The organism is Acinetobacter sp. RUH 2624 (assembly GCF_000162375.2).
GTDB classification, from domain to species: domain Bacteria; phylum Pseudomonadota; class Gammaproteobacteria; order Pseudomonadales; family Moraxellaceae; genus Acinetobacter; species Acinetobacter nosocomialis.
The window spans coordinates 213,879-231,093 of the sequence record NZ_KI391939.1 but is presented as its reverse complement, the minus strand read 5'-3'; the positions used below and the strand labels follow the sequence as shown (position 1 = coordinate 231,093).

At 40.1% G+C, this 17,215-nt stretch carries 14 protein-coding genes; 5 read left to right on the top strand and 9 right to left on the bottom strand.

Annotation, left to right across the window (positions count from 1 at the left end; translation table 11 throughout):
- Positions 1–63: 63 nt before the first annotated feature.
- The 4 genes from pgaC to HMPREF0014_RS07780 form a co-directional block, all read right to left on the bottom strand.
- Positions 64–1,320 carry a poly-beta-1,6-N-acetyl-D-glucosamine synthase gene (pgaC, locus tag HMPREF0014_RS07795; protein WP_004888283.1) on the bottom strand — a complete coding sequence of 419 codons (1,257 nt, stop codon included), beginning with the start codon at positions 1,318–1,320 and terminating at the stop codon, positions 64–66.
- Positions 1,321–1,333: 13 nt separating this feature from the next.
- A complete protein-coding gene (gene pgaB / locus HMPREF0014_RS07790) occupies positions 1,334–3,328 on the bottom strand; it encodes a poly-beta-1,6-N-acetyl-D-glucosamine N-deacetylase PgaB (RefSeq protein ID WP_002054296.1) in 1,995 nt (664 codons plus the stop codon).
- A gap of 236 nt (positions 3,329–3,564) precedes the next feature.
- Positions 3,565–3,906, bottom strand: a complete 342-nt coding sequence (locus HMPREF0014_RS07785) for an FKBP-type peptidyl-prolyl cis-trans isomerase (protein ID WP_002054441.1) — start codon at positions 3,904–3,906, stop codon at positions 3,565–3,567.
- An 87-nt stretch (positions 3,907–3,993) separates the two neighbouring features.
- The gene (locus HMPREF0014_RS07780; RefSeq protein WP_002054386.1) at positions 3,994–4,524 is read right to left on the bottom strand and encodes a YaeQ family protein; all 531 of its coding nucleotides are present in this window, start codon (positions 4,522–4,524) and stop codon (positions 3,994–3,996) included.
- A gap of 189 nt (positions 4,525–4,713) precedes the next feature.
- Between HMPREF0014_RS07780 and dctA the strand changes: the two genes are divergently transcribed.
- Positions 4,714–5,976, top strand: a complete 1,263-nt coding sequence (gene dctA, locus HMPREF0014_RS07775) for a C4-dicarboxylate transporter DctA (RefSeq protein WP_004888284.1) — start codon at positions 4,714–4,716, stop codon at positions 5,974–5,976.
- A gap of 40 nt (positions 5,977–6,016) precedes the next feature.
- Here the strand turns inward: dctA and HMPREF0014_RS07770 are convergent, their stop codons facing one another.
- Positions 6,017–7,015, bottom strand: coding sequence for a GTP-binding protein (locus HMPREF0014_RS07770; protein WP_004888286.1), 999 nt, complete (start codon positions 7,013–7,015; stop codon positions 6,017–6,019).
- Between the two features lie 502 nt (positions 7,016–7,517).
- Between HMPREF0014_RS07770 and HMPREF0014_RS07765 the strand changes: the two genes are divergently transcribed.
- Positions 7,518–7,715 carry a hypothetical protein gene (locus tag HMPREF0014_RS07765; protein ID WP_002054416.1) on the top strand — a complete coding sequence of 66 codons (198 nt, stop codon included), beginning with the start codon at positions 7,518–7,520 and terminating at the stop codon, positions 7,713–7,715.
- 130 nt (positions 7,716–7,845) lie between these two features.
- On the opposite strand, the gene HMPREF0014_RS07760 is transcribed toward HMPREF0014_RS07765, so the two are convergent.
- From HMPREF0014_RS07760 to HMPREF0014_RS07745, 4 genes are all read right to left on the bottom strand, one after another.
- A complete protein-coding gene (locus HMPREF0014_RS07760) occupies positions 7,846–8,343 on the bottom strand; it encodes an acyl-CoA thioesterase (protein ID WP_006581210.1) in 498 nt (165 codons plus the stop codon).
- A 279-nt stretch (positions 8,344–8,622) separates the two neighbouring features.
- Positions 8,623–9,237: a MarC family protein gene (locus tag HMPREF0014_RS07755; RefSeq protein ID WP_002054351.1), complete on the bottom strand. Its 615-nt coding sequence runs from the start codon at positions 9,235–9,237 to the stop codon at positions 8,623–8,625.
- An 11-nt stretch (positions 9,238–9,248) separates the two neighbouring features.
- Positions 9,249–11,315 carry a choline transporter gene (locus HMPREF0014_RS07750; protein ID WP_004888290.1) on the bottom strand — a complete coding sequence of 689 codons (2,067 nt, stop codon included), beginning with the start codon at positions 11,313–11,315 and terminating at the stop codon, positions 9,249–9,251.
- Positions 11,316–11,432: 117 nt separating this feature from the next.
- A complete protein-coding gene (locus tag HMPREF0014_RS07745; protein WP_004888292.1) occupies positions 11,433–13,055 on the bottom strand; it encodes a BCCT family transporter in 1,623 nt (540 codons plus the stop codon).
- 265 nt (positions 13,056–13,320) lie between these two features.
- Between HMPREF0014_RS07745 and betI the strand changes: the two genes are divergently transcribed.
- The 3 genes from betI (at position 13,321) to betA (ending at position 17,163) form a co-directional block, all read left to right on the top strand.
- Positions 13,321–13,944: a transcriptional regulator BetI gene (gene betI, locus HMPREF0014_RS07740; protein ID WP_000166965.1), complete on the top strand. Its 624-nt coding sequence runs from the start codon at positions 13,321–13,323 to the stop codon at positions 13,942–13,944.
- Complete coding sequence (betB, locus tag HMPREF0014_RS07735) at positions 13,937–15,409, top strand: betaine-aldehyde dehydrogenase (protein WP_004888293.1); 1,473 nt, start codon at positions 13,937–13,939, stop codon at positions 15,407–15,409. Before betI ends, betB begins: the two co-directional genes overlap by 8 nt.
- A 95-nt stretch (positions 15,410–15,504) precedes the next feature.
- Entirely contained in the window at positions 15,505–17,163 is a 1,659-nt protein-coding gene (betA, locus tag HMPREF0014_RS07730) for a choline dehydrogenase (protein ID WP_004888295.1), read from the top strand.
- Positions 17,164–17,215: the final 52 nt, after the last annotated feature.

The window sequence follows — 17,215 nt, the reverse complement described above, 5'->3', positions numbered from 1 at the left end:
TGCGGTTTTCCCCAGACATCAATACAGCACGATCTTTAAAATCTCATGACTCTTGCATTTCATCTAACGAATGCCCCGATCCGGGCTCACCCAACGTGCTCGTTTCTCATCTCCACGTCGTAAGACCTTTGGAAATGCCACAATGGTTGCCGAAATGGTGATTAGCCAAAAGACCAATGGATACCAGATCATCCAGAAATAATTTTTTCCTAGATGTGGTTCATAGCGACTATCCATCCATTTGCTTAAAGCAAACTGAATTAGACAGGTTGCCCCCAATAAAATACCGCTACCATACGGTAAAAATGGGGAACTCACAACGGCTAAAGCAGGGATTGGTAAAATAAAATGTACCAACCACAATAAAGCCATTGCCAGCATTAAATATGACCATACTAAAGTTAAGCAAAGCTCAAACATGAGAGGCCATAAAAAATTCAATTTTGGTTTGGTGAACACATCAATGTTTTTAATTAAAACCTGTGCTCCACCCATTGCCCAACGTAAACGCTGTTTCCATAAACCATTTAAAGTTTCAGGCATCAAAATCCAAACCAAGGCATTCGGTTCAAAACGAATGTCCCAGCCTGCACGCTGCAACTTCCAAGTAATGTCGATGTCTTCAGTCAACATATTTGGTGACCAATAATCGACTTGATGAACAGCACTTTTACGGAAAGCTGTAATTACACCAGACACTGTAAATAAACGACCAAATGTACGCTGTGCACGTTTAATCATTCCCACAATCGAAGAAAATTCACCGACTTGAATACGGCCTAACAAAGTTGAACGCGTACGTATACGTGGGTTTCCAGTTACAGCTGCAACCGTTGGGTTCTGAAGAAAATGACGAATCATCCATTTTGCTGCATGTGGGTCAAGCAAAGCATCGCCATCGATACCAATTAAAAATTCGGCATCGGTCATCAGGCTGCCCGCCTGTAGCCCCATCGCTTTTCCTTGGTTTTGTGCAAGATGAACAACACGAAGTTTTTCGTATTGTTCAGCTAAACGATCGAGCACTTCACCCGTATTATCCGAACTACCATCATTAATCGCAATGACTTCAAAATTTGGATAATCCAATTTTAAAGCATGGCTAATGGTTTCCTCTGCATTATCACCTTCGTTAAAGCAAGGGATGAGTACAGCAACTTTCGGATAGCTTTCTAATGGAGCGGGTTGATCATAAGGTGGAGCCTTACGTTCCTTCCAATAGAAAATGATCGCACCAATCATCCATAGATATGACATAAACAATGGATAATAAAAAACGAATTTTAGGGCGTGCGACCATATTGCAGCAAAGATTGTCATGTTTCAGCCTCGTCTATGGCACAAGACGAGATGACTTTTCAGCAAATGCTTTATGCATTACGTTCACGTCCGGATGATCTTTAATTGGGTCATCTGGATAGTATGCAACATGCATTGCACCTTGTTCATAGAGAGAATGAATCGTCGCAGCCATTTCAGTTGAAGGTACCTTTTCGTTATTACGCCAGTTTGTTGCCTGTAGCTCAAAAACTGTTTTCTTAATGCCATTTGGATATTTTTTCACGCGATCAACCATATCTTTATAGAATTGATCTGGATTTTTCACTTGCTCCATATAAGGCATCGCCATAATAGCAGTAAAATCATAACGGTTTAGTGACTCTTCAAGTGACTGAGAGTACCAGTTTTCCGCATATGGTTTTAAAGCCACTTGCGCATATAAATTACGTGCTGTTAACAGGAACGGTTCATATTGACGAACCTCATCAACAAGCTGCATTGCAAAATCATCTAAATATCTTGTTTTAAATGCAGTCCACTTTTGCAAATCTTCGTCATTCGCACGAATTTTTGCCAAGTCTGTTGGTAAGCCTTGTTTTGCATAAGCTTTTAAAGCATCTGGACTTGCATCTTCATAATCAGACAAGGTCACATCGTCATGGAATAAAATTCCATTAAAAGACGATGATTTTGCTAAATCTTCATATATTTCACGGATAGTTTGACGCGCTTCTGGTGAAAAAGGACTTAAACGAATGTATCCCATATTGAGGTGTCCACTCGTCTTATCCTGTTGGGTCACAACCAAGTCTTTTGATACTGGATCAGTTTTTGGTAGTTCCCATGCCAATAATGGCATCCACGCATAAATACGGCTTACAGGAGTACGTGTTTGAATTTGCCATGCAACACGGTTGAATAAATCAGCACGCATAGGAATATGTCGATTTGGGAAGTATACCATATCGGCAGAACCATTCGCATCTGCATCAGAGAAAGCCTGCAAATAAACTGTATTTACACCCATTGCATTAATACGGTCGAGTAAATTACCTAAATTACGCTCTTGTTGTTGCGGGTCTGGATCATAAATATAGTCGAGATCCACATGCATGATTTTTTGCGGACGATTATTATCCGTTAAATTTAACTCACGATTTTTAATTTCTTGAGCTAAATCATTTGTGCTCATTCCACCCTCGACCAAAATACGACTCATATTTTGTAGAGACTGTTTTGCATGATCGGCCCCATCATCAAGTGTGATAGTAATTGGCATACCAAGCTTTTTAGCAATTTGAACAGTTTGCATATTATAGCGACCATATGGCCACACCATAATACGTGGTGAACGTATACCATGTTCTTTAAGCAACTGATTATTCTTTTTTAAATCATTATAAATTCGGGTCTGATATTGGCTGTCGTTTTCATACGTTTTAGTTTTTACGTCATAAAAACGAGTTGTCGCTGCAGGTTCAGAGTTGCCTTGAGGGTTACCGGTAATACCACGGTGTAAATGATAGCTGTGGCTTGCAATTTCAACAAAACCGCTGTCTTGCATTTCTTTAAGTTCAGGCCAGCTTAAGATTTTATCACGTGAAATTTCTTCGCCAGAAAAATCTACTTTTTGATTTGCTTTTGGCTCTAGCCATGAACCGACAACAGCAAGCACTACCGGGATTTTTTTAGCCTTAATAACTGGATAGGCATTTTGATAAAAAGACTGATAACCGTCATCTACAGTTAATAAAACTGGCTTGGTCGGCAGTGCAGCTTTGCCCTGATGAGCGCGAATCAACTGATCTACAGTAATAAAATGGAAACCATTTTTTTGCAGCCAATCGATATGCTCACCAAATTGTTTTGTGGTCACTGCATATTGAGGAATTAAGGCATTTTTAGTATCGGTAATTTCATGATAGCCAATAACAGTAAGTTCTGAAGCATCTATTTTAGGAGGCTTAGCTAGTGCCATACCTGACAAGCCTGCTAAAGCTAAGCCAAGCGTTAGATTCAACAAAGGAGATGCAAAACGGGTAATCATGAAATAGCGTCTCAATAGCAATATAGATTATTTATGTGAAATTTAAACTTAAGAACTAAAACTCTTATTTATTTAGTTCTTAAGCTCAAACTGCCCCAAAAGAACAGTTTTTCAGTTCACCTTTATAATGAAATAAACTGAAAATAATCTTAAATATTCAAAAAGCTAAAATATAAATAACGAATATATTCATATTTAAAGCTTATATAAAAAAATCAAACGGTAAAATTTTGATTTCATTCATCACGAGTTTTTACATCAAACAATTCAATTTCAAAAATCAAGTTTGAGTTTGCCGGAATAATTTTACCCATTTTGCGTTCGCCATAAGCCAAATGCGCAGGAACAATAAGTTTACGTTTACCACCAACTTTCATTCCCATGATGCCTTGGTCCCAACCTTTAATCACACGGCCTGTACCAATGACACATTCGAAATAATTTCCGCGATCAATAGAAGAGTCAAATTTAGTACCATCTTCTAACCACCCTGTATAGTGAGTGGTAATCAAGGCACCTTTAACTGCTTCTTTACCTTCGCCTACTTTTAAATCGATAATTTCTAATTCAGTGATCATAACATTTCCGTTTCATTTAATTTCACAGCTCAGACTCAATCTTTAGTCTAGCAAGTGAAGTTGTAAAATTTGTTGCGCTTTTCAGTTTTACTGTAATTGTGTCCACACTACATTTGCTTGGCCCTTGTCACTTAACAAAGTCCATTCGTTATCCATAACATTTAACTGTAGCTGCATCGTACGTTCACAAAGTTGTTCTAACTCTGCTGTACTTTCAGGCGCGATTTGCCATACCTGAACATTACCCAGTGTTTTAATTTTACTGTTTCTCTTCCACCAGTCTTCGACTTGGGAACCATAGGCAACAATTGCCACAGTTTTACAACGAGCACTGGCTTTTCTGACTTTATCTTCAGATGGTAAACCAACTTCAATCCAGGTTTCTAACTGCCCTGTTAAGTCTTTTTGCCAAAGTGCCGGCTCATCGGTTTCAAAAAGGTCTTTGGTGAATTCAAGACTATCACTGGCAAAGCGTGCAAATGCCATAACACGAACCATTAATCGTTCTAAAGTTTCTGAAGGATGTAAGGCAAGAGTCAATTGATAATCGCCATAAATATGGTCATCCATATTGGCAATATTCAAGTCTGCCTTATAAATTGTTGCTTTAAGCGCCATAGTTGAGATGTCCAAAAATTTGGCGCTAAGAATACTCGATTTTAATTAAAAAATTATAGAAAAAACTCAGTAATACAACACTTCTTTCATGCTTCATTTGCATCTTATTCCAAAACAGCCGAGTACTTACAAAGTTGGCGGGCTTTTTGCTTTAAAGGGTTGTACTCCTCTCTTTTGATTTGATGACTTATGTGGCAAAAACTTAAACGTAGTTTATTTCTACAAGTCCTCTGCTCTCTCTTCCTTGGTATTGCAGTGGGTCTTGCTTTTCATGATTTCTCCCTAGCTTTAAAACCTCTTGGTGATGGTTTTATTTCTCTCATTAAAATGTTGATTGCTCCAATTGTATTTTGTGTAGTAGTACTGGGAATCTATGGTGCGAACGACATTAAAAAAATGGGCAAAGTCGGTGCAAAAACCATTCTTTATTTTGAAGTAGTCACCAGTATTGCTTTAATTTTGGGAATTATTGTTGCTTATGTCTTTAAACCGGGCGTCGGCATGAATATTGATATTAGCCATTTAGATGCTAAAGATTTAAGCACCTATACCGAGCGTGCTCACGACATGCATACGGGTTCGGACTTTCTGCTTAATATTATTCCTAAAACATTTACGGCTGCTTTTGCCAACGGCGATATTTTACAGATTTTACTCATCGCAATTTTGTTTGGTATTTCTCTCCTTTTAATTCCTAAACATTTAGCAGAACTGGTACGTCAGGCACTTGAAGCTTTTTCTGAAGTTTTCTTTAAAATTATGGGACTGATTATTCGCCTAGCTCCAATTGGTGTATTCGGTTCAGTTGCCTATACCACTGCAAAATTTGGATCAGACTCACTCCTGCAACTCGGTTATCTGGTTTTACTCTTTTATGCAACCTGCATTTTATTTGTTGTGATTGTTTTAGGTTCAATTCTAAAGCTTACCGGCCTGAACATTTTCAAGTTTGTGGGCTATTTTAAAGATGAGCTCGCGATTGTATTAGGGACCGCCTCTTCTGACTCGGTACTTCCTCAAGTCATGAAAAAGCTTAAAAACCTAGGCATTAAAGATTCAACAGTCGGTCTGGTCATCCCAACCGGTTATTCTTTTAATTTAGATGGCTTTTCAATTTACTTAACTCTAGGGGTGATCTTTATTGCACAGGCCTGCAATATCGATCTTTCTATGCATGACTTGTTGGCTATTTTGCTGGTTTCGCTCATTACCTCTAAAGGCGCACACGGTATTCCAGGATCTGCCTTAGTGATTCTTGCTGCAACACTTTCAGTCATTCCAAGCTTACCTGCAATTGGTTTAGTACTTTTACTGTCTGTAGACTGGTTTATCGGGATTATCCGTGCCTGTACCAACCTCATTGGTAACTGTGTTGCGACCGTAGTCATTGCCCATTGGGAAAAAGACATCGACCATGCACAAGCAAAACAAGTACTTGATATAAAAAATTGAATTTCTTATGGAGAATATTGAACTATCTTTTCAATATTCTCTATTCAGCAATTCTGCACGCTAATAATTCAGTTTCAAAGGCCAGCCAGTCGTGGTCATGTTGACTAATCATTTCAATACGATTATCAATCCCTTCTTCACCAGACTTATAGTTAAACTGTTCAGGATTAAAGTTAAAGGTCTTCCATCCCTGATCTGTATTAAAAATTCCTTTAATACGTAGCCAGTCTTTCTGTGCACATAACACATCGAGCAGAGCATAAAATTCAAATTTCCAACGTTTAGGTAATTTCCAACCCGCCACAATATAACCTTGTGCCGACTCAACATAGTGATATGGCAATTGATGAATTTCTTTAGCAACTTCAGCTTCGGTCATTTGTTTTTGAAGCTTCAGTAAAGGTTGTATAGAGCGTGCAGTTAAACGAGCAGGCACATCAATTTGTGCTAGTTCAAGTTGACCATGCTCGGTCTTTAGCCATTGCTGCTGATAAGGTTGGTATTCTTCTTTAAGCTCAACCAGTGCCTGTTCATCTTCAAAAGTCATGGTGTCAGCATGAGAGACCACCACAATTTGTGCAGCCTTTAACTGATCTTCATACAGGTTTTGTTTAACCCAATTGGTGTCATGCAAACGGCTACCATCGACAACTGTAATCAATGCACGCATAGCCAAGCTGTTTTGCCAATGCGGTTCGGTTAATTGATCAAATAATTGCGAAGGGTGCCCAAGCCCAGTAGGCTCAATAAAAAGTCGGTCTGGCTTTTGTTCACTTAACAAGCGAGCCAAAGCAATATGCATTGGGAGTTGACTACTACAACATAAACAGCCGCCCAATAATTCCTTTACTGCATAGCCCTGATCTTGTGGTAAAAGCTGTTGATCTACTCCAATTTGCCCAAACTCATTCATTAAAACCGCCCACACTTCATTTTTGGGTTTCTGACTTAACAAATGCTGCAATAACGTCGTTTTCCCTGCTCCTAAAAACCCTGAAATAATATGGGTAGGAACAGTTTTTTGGGCTAAAATTTTCACAGGTGGCTCAAATCAACAAGGTTTAAAAACTAAAAAAGGTATATCACTGTTTAACTACTATGAAAATGTTTTTTCATTTTGAAGCTATAGTTTTCAATTATCCGGCTAAAATAACCTTTATGTGACATAAATCTCATCAATTATTTAAATTAACTTTAGATAAAAAAGAATTAAACGGAATATTCTATTTATAGGCATTCATAATTCATGCCAAAGTGTTTTGTTTACGTAAACAATTTGGCTTTTTTTTACTCAACAAGAAATATTCTTTCACATTTTTAGCGTTCAACTAGCGCTTTAATTTTACAGTAGACGCACATAAACGGCTCGTATATTTCATATTGTTAAGATAGGCGTAATAGATTGTTAAGTTAATTGATGTAATCCAAAGCTCGGCTTAGCATGTGTCCTAGCTTAGTCATTTAGCCATACATGTTTTATCTCCGTTAGGTTGAACGATTAGGTTTGATTTATTTTTTAATGAATTTAAGGATGCCATAAAATGAAATTAGCTAAAACTTTACTCGCTACTACCCTAGCTTTAACTGCTGCTTCAACTTTTGCTGCTTCTAAACATGATAAAGTTCATGCTCCAGCAGAAGATAAAGTTGTAGTTTCAACTCAAGAACAAGCAAACACTGCAAATGCTGCATCTGAAGCGGTAGGTTCTGCTTCTGAAGCTGCTCCTGCTGCTCAATAATTATCTCTGTACTCTCCTCCAAGCTCAGAGATAATTTTGCTGAAACGAAACAGGAAGTTGAATTTCAGTGAATAAAAAAAGATCGAACCATGCTGCGGTTCGATCTTTTTTATTTTAGTCGTTTTTCTTTTTAAGAAGTTTTTTTATACATGCTACAAGAAGGATTATGATTTTCTTGTAGGCGTAATACCTTGCGGTGTTCTGCCGCTTCAAATCGACAGCGTTTCCACTCTGTATCGAGTTTTAATTGAGGCACTTCACGAGGTTTACCATTCTCATCAACCGAAACCATCGTGAAATAACAGCTATTGGTGTGGCGCACGGTACGCTTTTGAATATTCTGTGCTTCTACACGAATACCCACTTCCATTGAAGTACGACCCACATGGTTGACACTCGCTAAAAATGTAACGAGTTCGCCCACATAAATCGGTTCTTTAAAATTCACTTTATCTACAGACAACGTTACGACGTAGCTGCCTGAATAACGACTTGCACAAGCATAGGCCACTTGGTCTAGCAGCTTTAGAATTGTTCCACCATGAACATTACCTGAAAAATTTGCCATGTCCGGTGTCATTAAAACTGACATGGTTAATTCTGACTGATCATCAGTTACGGTTGTCATTTCATCTAATGTAGGCTTGACTCAACTCTGTCTCAAACAAGCTCAGAAAACATTATGGTTGATAATTCACAAAAAAAACATGCTTAAATCCACAACATAGCATCGTATTTTTTAATATTCTTAATTCTTTTTTTGAACGAATATTTTTTAAACTATTATTTTTAATTATTTTTTAGTTTTTCTTAAATAAAAATTTGAGAAGCAGCCAAAAGTAATCAAAAGATGCTATGCCATTTTGTTCCATTTTAAATGACATAGCATCGTTTTATATGAGCCTGACTATACTTTATGGATCAGTCCGGTAATACCATTAATAATCATATCAACAGCAATCGTACCGATTAATAAAGCAGATAAACGCCCGACTATATCAAAATAGCGATCGATGTATTTTGCATGTTTGTAGCGTAAATGATCATGTGAAAATTTCATCAAAATCAAAATACTGCATGTTAAAAACATGGTAAATCCGATCACAAGTGCCGCAGCACCAATCGACATTTCAATACCTGTCACCACAGCCGCACTAATGGTACCCGGCCCGATCATAAAAGGCATCGCGATGGTTCCAGCTAAATGCTCAGGAGCACCGCGCATTTCACCAATGGTGTCGGCCCCCTGAAACACGTAGCGATAGCCAATCACCAAAAAGATAAGGCCACCAAAAATCTGGAAAGCCTCAAAGCGTACATTCAGGTATTTACTAAAGATTGCTTCACCGCCCCATGCAAACAGCATAAAGACGATATAAGCAATCAAGCTCCCCTGAATTAAGGCTTTGTTAAACACCTTGGTTTCTGAATGGCGGATCAGGCCAATCATATAAATGCTCATTAAAAAAGGATTGAGCAAAGAGAAAAATAAAGCAAAAGAATGCAGATATGGTGAGACCATGCATATTCCCCTTAAGCTTGCGGATCTGGGAATAATGGACGGTTCCCAGGGCTAATACGATTAATATGCAAGAACGTCATATGTCGTTCATATTTATCTAAAATATCATTAATGACCTGCTCTTTACTGTAACCAACAAGGTCGTTGTCTTGAGAACCTTCATAAAGATAAGTTTCGAGACGGTAATAGAACTGTTTGCCTCGTTTTACACGTTGACTAAAGTTAGGCGCGCTATAACGGACTGGCCAAATCTGATACACGAAGTTTTGCTCTTCTTCCAAATGAATGGTGATATCGAGGTGATATAGTGCCTCTTCATCTTCAAGTGGGGTTTGCTGCACATCTACGTTCATACCTTGCTTAATGAGTTCGTCAGCTACGGCCTGAACAGCAGGTTTGCAAACGGTATCGAGCATTCGTCTGGTTTCAGAGGTTCCCGGATGATGCATAACCCGACTCAAACGCTGTTTCCAATTGAGAATGTCGACGTTACCCACCACAGGTGCTGCGTTCATACTTCGGCTTGCATGCCTGTAGTCTTCAAGTCTGAGCGATTTATAAAGCCCCGCCATCACAAGGAACATCACGAAACTAAACGGCAGTCCCATAATGATGGTTGCATTTTGCAAAGCGGTAATCCCGTTGGTCATCAGCATAGCGAGCGTTAATAAGCCAATGGCAATTGCCCAAAACACGCTTAACCAACGCGGCGCATCATTATCAATATGGGTAAGCTTGGTCGTGAAGTTACCTAAAACCAATGCCCCCGAATCGGCAGAAGTCACATAGAATAAAAGGCCTGTTACTGTTGCGACTGAAGCAATGAAAGTAAAGCCCGGATACTGCGCTAACAGGTCATAAAAACCATGTGCCGGATTAGATAATACCGTTGCAGCTAAAGTCTGGTTGCCTTCAAAAATCACGCTGTGCAATGCGCTATTACCAAAAATGGATAACCACGTTAAGGTAAATAGCAGAGGAATAATTAAAGTCCCGCACACGAACTCGCGAATAGTACGGCCTCTAGAAATACGAGCCAAAAACAACCCTACAAATGGCGACCAAGCAATCCACCATGCCCAGAAGAACAAAGTCCAACTGCTCATCCAATCTTTAGGTTGCTCAAAAGCAAAACTTTGTAAGGCTAAGGTTGGGAAGCGAGTTAAATAATCACCAATATTTTGTACCAGCGCATTGAGTAAAAACTCGGTATTGCCCAAGAACAAAATAAACAGTAAAAGACCAATCGATACATAAATATTGATTTCAGACAAAATCCGAAGGCCTTTATTTACCCCAGATGTCACTGAAATAATACTAATACCGACTGCAATAGCAATGAGTGCAAACTGCATCCAGATATTCTCTGGCAGTCCTAATAAAACATGTAAACCATAGTTCAGCTGTACCACGCCAATCCCGCAGGTGGTCGCAATACCAAAAATTGTCCCAATGACGGCGGCAGTATCTACACTATGGCCAATTGCCCCATTAATTCTGTTCCCAAAAATTGGGTAAAGTGCAGAACGAATGGTAAGCGGTAAGTTATAGCGATAACTGAAATAACCAAGTGCCATACCAATCAAGGCATACATACACCATCCGGTCAAACCATAGTGAAACAGCGTCCACACCATACTTTGGCGTGCCGCTTCATAGGTCTGGCCTACACCAACAGGTGGCTGCATATAATGAGATAATGGCTCGGCCACCGAGAAGAACATTAAATCGATACCAATACCTGCCGAAAACAGCATGGCAGACCAACTCAGTAAACTAAACTCAGGCTTTGAGTGTTTAGGACCAAGTTTAATTTCACCATATCGTGAGCAGGCAATGAAAATTACAAACACCATATACAGCGTAGCAGCCAGTAAATAATACCAGCCAAAGGTTGACGTTACCCACGCAAGAACGGTGTTAATGGTTCGATTTGCGAAATCGTTAAATAAAAAAGTAACGAGAGAAAAGATTAAAATGATTAGAGCTGAAATATAAAAAACCACACGGTTAAGCGGGTCTTTTTTAGATTTAGATAATGTTAAATCATCAACTGCTCTTGGATTATCTGTTGCCATACAATCCTCAAGGAATAGAAGAAAAATAAAATATTCAATTTAGTCTTTTCACTATTTAACAATAATGAAAAGACTGCTTTGAACGCAAAAAATATAAATAAATGTGATGAACCAAGGTTATAAAACTTCGGTCACTTTGTTCTGGTCACAATTCGATGGAATAGAAATGTCTTTTGAAATAGCTAACTGCTTTTTCGCAACATTCGGGTCAAAATCATCTTGCTTTAGGGCTTTGGCTAGGCCAAACATATAAAGCAAAATAATCACAGAAAATGGTAAACCACATAACACCACTGCACTTTGCATGGAGTTAAAACTACCTGCTAATAATAAGCCGATACTTACAATGGTAATGACCACGGACCAAAAGATGCGTAACCAGATCGGTGAATCACTATCACTGGTGCCCCCTTTCGAGGACAAATTGGCGATCATTAGTGTACCAGACCCAACCGGTGTCAAAAATAAAACGAAACAAATTACAACAACAATCCCGGCAATATACGGATTAAACGGGAGATATTCGAGTAATTTGAATAATGACAACGCAGGGTCACTTAAAACCATATCACCTAAAACTTTCTGTTTCTGGTTAAGAATAAAATGAATTGCAGTATTTCCAAAAATCGAGATCCAAGCCAAGGTAAAACCTAGTGGAATGAGGCATACACCCAAAACCACTTCTCGAATGGTTCGGCCTTTAGAAATTCGGGCAATAAACATTCCTACAAAAGGTGCCCAAGCAATCCACCATGCCCAATAAAACACAGTCCATGAACCCAACCAGCCACTGGCTTTTTGATTGTATAAATACATATCAAAACTTTTACCCATAAAATTATTAAGGTAATCGCCCGTATTTTGTACAAGACCATTTAACAAATGGTTAGTCGGTCCGGTTAAAAATACAAATAAAAGTAAAGCATAGAGCAAACGTAAATTAATACGCGATAACCATGCTAAGCCTTTTTCAATCCCGATCACTGTAGTGACTGTCGCCACAAACATCATGATTAAAACTGCAGTGATTAAAGTTGCAGAGCTATGCGGTATTTCAGGAATTAAATAACAAATACCTGAAACTAACACCAAAGCACCAATACCTAAGTTGGTCACTAATGAAATGACAGTTGCTAAAATACCAAAGCCATCAACAAAATCGCCAACTAGACCATGTACTCGCTCTCCAAAAATTGGATAGAGTGCCGAACGTAGTGCGAGTGGTAAATCTTGTCTAAAGGCAAAATAACCTAATGTCACACCCAGCAAGGCATAAAGCACCCAGCCATGAATACCCCAGTGCAAAAAGCTATAGGTCATGGCATTGCGGGCGGCCTGAATAGTACCGGCCTCACCTTCTGGCGGTCTTAGAAAATGGTCAACTGGTTCCGCAACACCATAATAAAGTAGCGCGATACCAATACCTGCTGAAAACAACATAGAGGTCCAAGCCAAATAACCAAACTCAGGTTTGTCGTGGTCTTTTCCTAAAGGAATCTGTCCCACTTTTGAGAAGGCAAGCCAAGCCACAAAGCCTAAACACAGCACAATGACTAACATGTAATACCACCCAAAAAAGTGGTTTACCTGCTCTTGCACATAGGTCAGCCAAAACTGACTTTTTTCTGGAAACAGTACAAATAATAGGCCAAAAATGCCGATACTGACTGCCGAACTCCAAAATACGAAACGATTTAACCGAATATGGTCTGAAGAATATCCATCACTTTTCAACACCATCTTATTGCTCCTTGCAATCGGTGTATTTTTTCCAAAATAACGTGATAAGTACTGGACTTATGCGCATCATCCTATCCGTAAGAACTTCTGATTCTACCTCTTCTTCCCCGAAGTCAGATTCAAAAATTCATTGATTTTTACACATCATACTTGTTATTGATTGAACGTTCAATCAATAACAAGTATGATAAAAAAAGTGCTATGATGCTCTGCAAGTTAACATGCTGAATTTAAAGCACCCCTAAAAGTGCTGATGTGGAAAATCATGACAAAACGCAGAGTAAAACCAGAGCATGTGCGCCGTGAAGAGATTATGAACGCTGCACTCGACGTAATTTATGAAGTGGGGTTATCCAATACCACCATTGCACAAATTGCAAAAAAAGCCGAGTTGTCGACCGGTATTGTCAGCCATTATTTTGGCGACAAACAAGGGTTAATAAATACCTGTATGCAAGAAATGCTCAATGTTTTGCGTCGGAAAACCGAACAATACAGAGCAGAAGCAGATTCGCATCCGGAAAGCCAGATTAAGGCAATTATTGACTCTAACTTTGACATTAGTCAGGTAAATGAAAAAGCAATGCGGGTCTGGTTAGACTTTTGGTCTGCAAGTATGCATGTACCGGACCTGAGCCGTTTGCAAAAGATTAATGATCAACGCCTGTATTCCAACTTGAAGTTTTATTTTCTCAAGTTAATGGATGAACAACAGGCCAGTGTTGCCGCAAGAGGTCTGGCAGCATTGATTGATGGATTATGGCTACGTGGCAGTTTAAGCCGTCACAATGAATTTGATAGCGAGCTGGCCCGTTCCATTGCTTACGATTATGTAAAAACGCAATTGCAATTTGCGAACAAGCCTTTGCAGGAGAGACAAAATGAGTGATGTACAAGTTTATCAACTGTATATCCATGGACGCTACGTTGAAGCAACCAGTGGTAAAACATTTAATAGTATTAACCCTGCCAACGGCGAAACAATCGCGACTCTTCAACAGGCATCTGAACAAGATATTGAAGCTGCTGTAAAAAGTGCTCAACAAGGACAAAAAATCTGGGCAGCCATGACCGCTATGGAGCGTTCACGTATTTTACGTCGCGCTGTCGATATTCTCCGTGAACGTAATGATGAGCTTGCCCGTCTTGAAACACTCGACACCGGTAAAGCCTATAGCGAAACATCTACCGTCGATATTGTGACTGGTGCAGATGTACTCGAATACTACGCAGGACTTGCAACAGCTATTCAGGGCGAACAAGTTCCACTTCGCGAATCAAGTTTCTTTTATACACGCCGTGAACCTTTAGGCGTGGTTGCAGGTATTGGTGCGTGGAACTATCCAATCCAAATCGCTTTATGGAAATCTGCCCCTGCCCTTGCTGCTGGCAATGCCATGATTTTCAAGCCAAGCGAAACAACGCCACTTACTGCATTAAAACTTGCAGAAATCTATACAGAAGCTGGCTTACCAGACGGCGTATTTAACGTAGTACAGGGTGCTGGTCGTGAAATTGGTCAATGGCTGACTGAACATCCTGTGATTGAAAAAATCTCATTCACGGGTGGTGTGGAAACTGGCAAAAAAGTCATGGCAAGCGCTGCTGGCTCTACCCTTAAAGAAGTGACCATGGAGCTTGGTGGTAAGTCACCACTCATTATTTGTGAAGATGCTGACATTAACCGTGCAGCAGATATTGCGGTTATGGCGAACTTCTTTAGCTCAGGTCAAGTATGTACCAACGGTACCCGTGTATTTGTTCCAAAATCACGTTTAGCCGACTTTGAAAAAGCGGTTGTAGAACGTGTAAAACGCATTCGCATTGGTGACCCAATGGCTGAAGACACAAACTTTGGTCCGCTCACTAGCTTCCCTCATATGGAAAAAGTGTTGTCTTTCATTGAGTCGGGCAAACAACAAGGCGCTAAAGTGTTAATCGGTGGTGGTCGTGCGACCGAAGGCGAACTTGCCAAAGGCGCTTATGTACTACCGACTGTATTTAGCGACTGCACTGACCAGATGGCGATTGTTCAAGAAGAAATTTTTGGACCAGTTATGAGCATTTTAAGCTATGAAACCGAAGAAGAAGTGATTCAACGTGCCAACGACACGACCTTTGGTCTAGCTGCTGGCGTAGTCACTCAAGATATTAGCCGCGCTCATCGCATTATTCACCAAATTGAAGCTGGTATTTGCTGGATTAACACTTGGGGTGAATCACCTGCCGAGATGCCAGTCGGTGGCTACAAGCAATCTGGTGTGGGCCGCGAAAATGGCTTAACCACGCTTGGGCACTATACCCGTATCAAATCTATTCAAGTTGAACTTGGCGATTATCAAAGCATTTTTTAATGCCTCAATCGCACTAAAACCTTCAACCTAAATCACATATGCCGAGCAGTCTTTATAGATTGCTCAGGCAAACTGTTAGTAAAAAAAGGATAGTTATGAATATTAAAGAATATGATTACATTATTATTGGCGCAGGATCTGCCGGAAATGTACTCGCTGCGCGTCTTACTGAAGACAAAGATACCACCGTTTTACTGTTAGAAGCAGGTGGACCAGATTATCGCTTGGATTTCCGTACACAAATGCCGGCAGCTTTGGCCTACCCTCTTCAAGGTCGTCGCTATAACTGGGCTTATTTAACTGACCCAGAGCCACACATGAACAACCGTCGTATGGAGTGTGGTCGTGGTAAAGGCTTAGGTGGCTCATCTTTAATTAATGGTATGTGCTATATCCGCGGTAACGCCATGGATTTAGAACAATGGGCAACCCATAAAGGCCTTGAAAACTGGACTTATGCCGATTGTTTGCCTTACTACAAAAAAGCCGAAACTCGTGACATTGGTGGCAATGACTATCATGGTGATAGCGGTCCTGTATCAGTGGCTACACCAAAAAATGGCAACAACGTGCTGTTCCATGCCATGGTTGAAGCAGGTGTACAGGCAGGTTACCCACGTACTGACGACTTAAACGGTTACCAACAAGAAGGTTTTGGTCCAATGGACCGTACGGTTACGCCTAAAGGCCGTCGTTCAAGTACCGCACGTGGTTATTTGGATATGGCGAAAGGCCGTCCAAACCTGACTATTTTGACTCATGCAACGACCAACAAAATCTTGTTTAATCAAAAGCAAGCGATTGGTGTTGAATACATTATTGGTGCTGACCAAAACAACCTGCAACGCGCATTGGTTAAACGCGAAGTATTACTTTGTGCAGGCGCAATTGCATCACCGCAAATTTTACAGCGCTCAGGTGTAGGTCAAAGTACCTTCTTAAAATCAATGGACATTGATGTGGTTCATGATTTGCCGGGTGTGGGTGAAAACTTGCAAGATCACTTGGAAATGTACTTACAGTATAAATGTAAGCAACCCGTTTCTTTATATCCGGCTTTAAAATGGTATAACCAACCTGCCATTGGTGCCGAGTGGTTATTCAATGGTACAGGTATTGGTGCAAGCAACCAGTTTGAAGCGGGTGGATTTATCCGTAGTTCGGATGAGTTTAAGTGGCCAAACATTCAATACCATTTCTTACCCGTAGCTATTAACTACAACGGTAGTAATGCTGTAAAAGAACATGGCTTCCAAGCACACGTGGGTTCAATGCGTTCGCCTTCACGCGGTCGTATCAAACTTAAATCGAAAGACCCATTTGCGCACCCAAGTATCTTGTTTAACTACATGTCGACTGAACAAGACTGGCGTGAGTTCCGTGATGCAATCCGTATTACGCGTGAAATCATGCAGCAACCTGCGCTTGATCCATATCGTGGTGATGAAATTAGTCCGGGCAAACATTTGCAGACAGATGCAGAGCTTGATGACTTTGTTCGTAACCATGCAGAAACAGCTTACCACCCGTCTTGTAGCTGTAAGATGGGCGAAGACGAAATGGCTGTTGTAGATGGTCAAGGCCGTGTACACGGTATGAATGGTTTGCGTGTGGTTGATGCCTCAATCATGCCGCTCATTATTACCGGTAACTTAAATGCAACTACCATTATGATAGCTGAGAAAATTGCAGACCAAATTCGTGGACGTGAAGCATTACCACGTTCAACTGCACCTTTCTATGTAGCTTCATAAAACCATTTAGGGCATATTTCTTATATAGGAATATGCCCTAAATTTAATACGT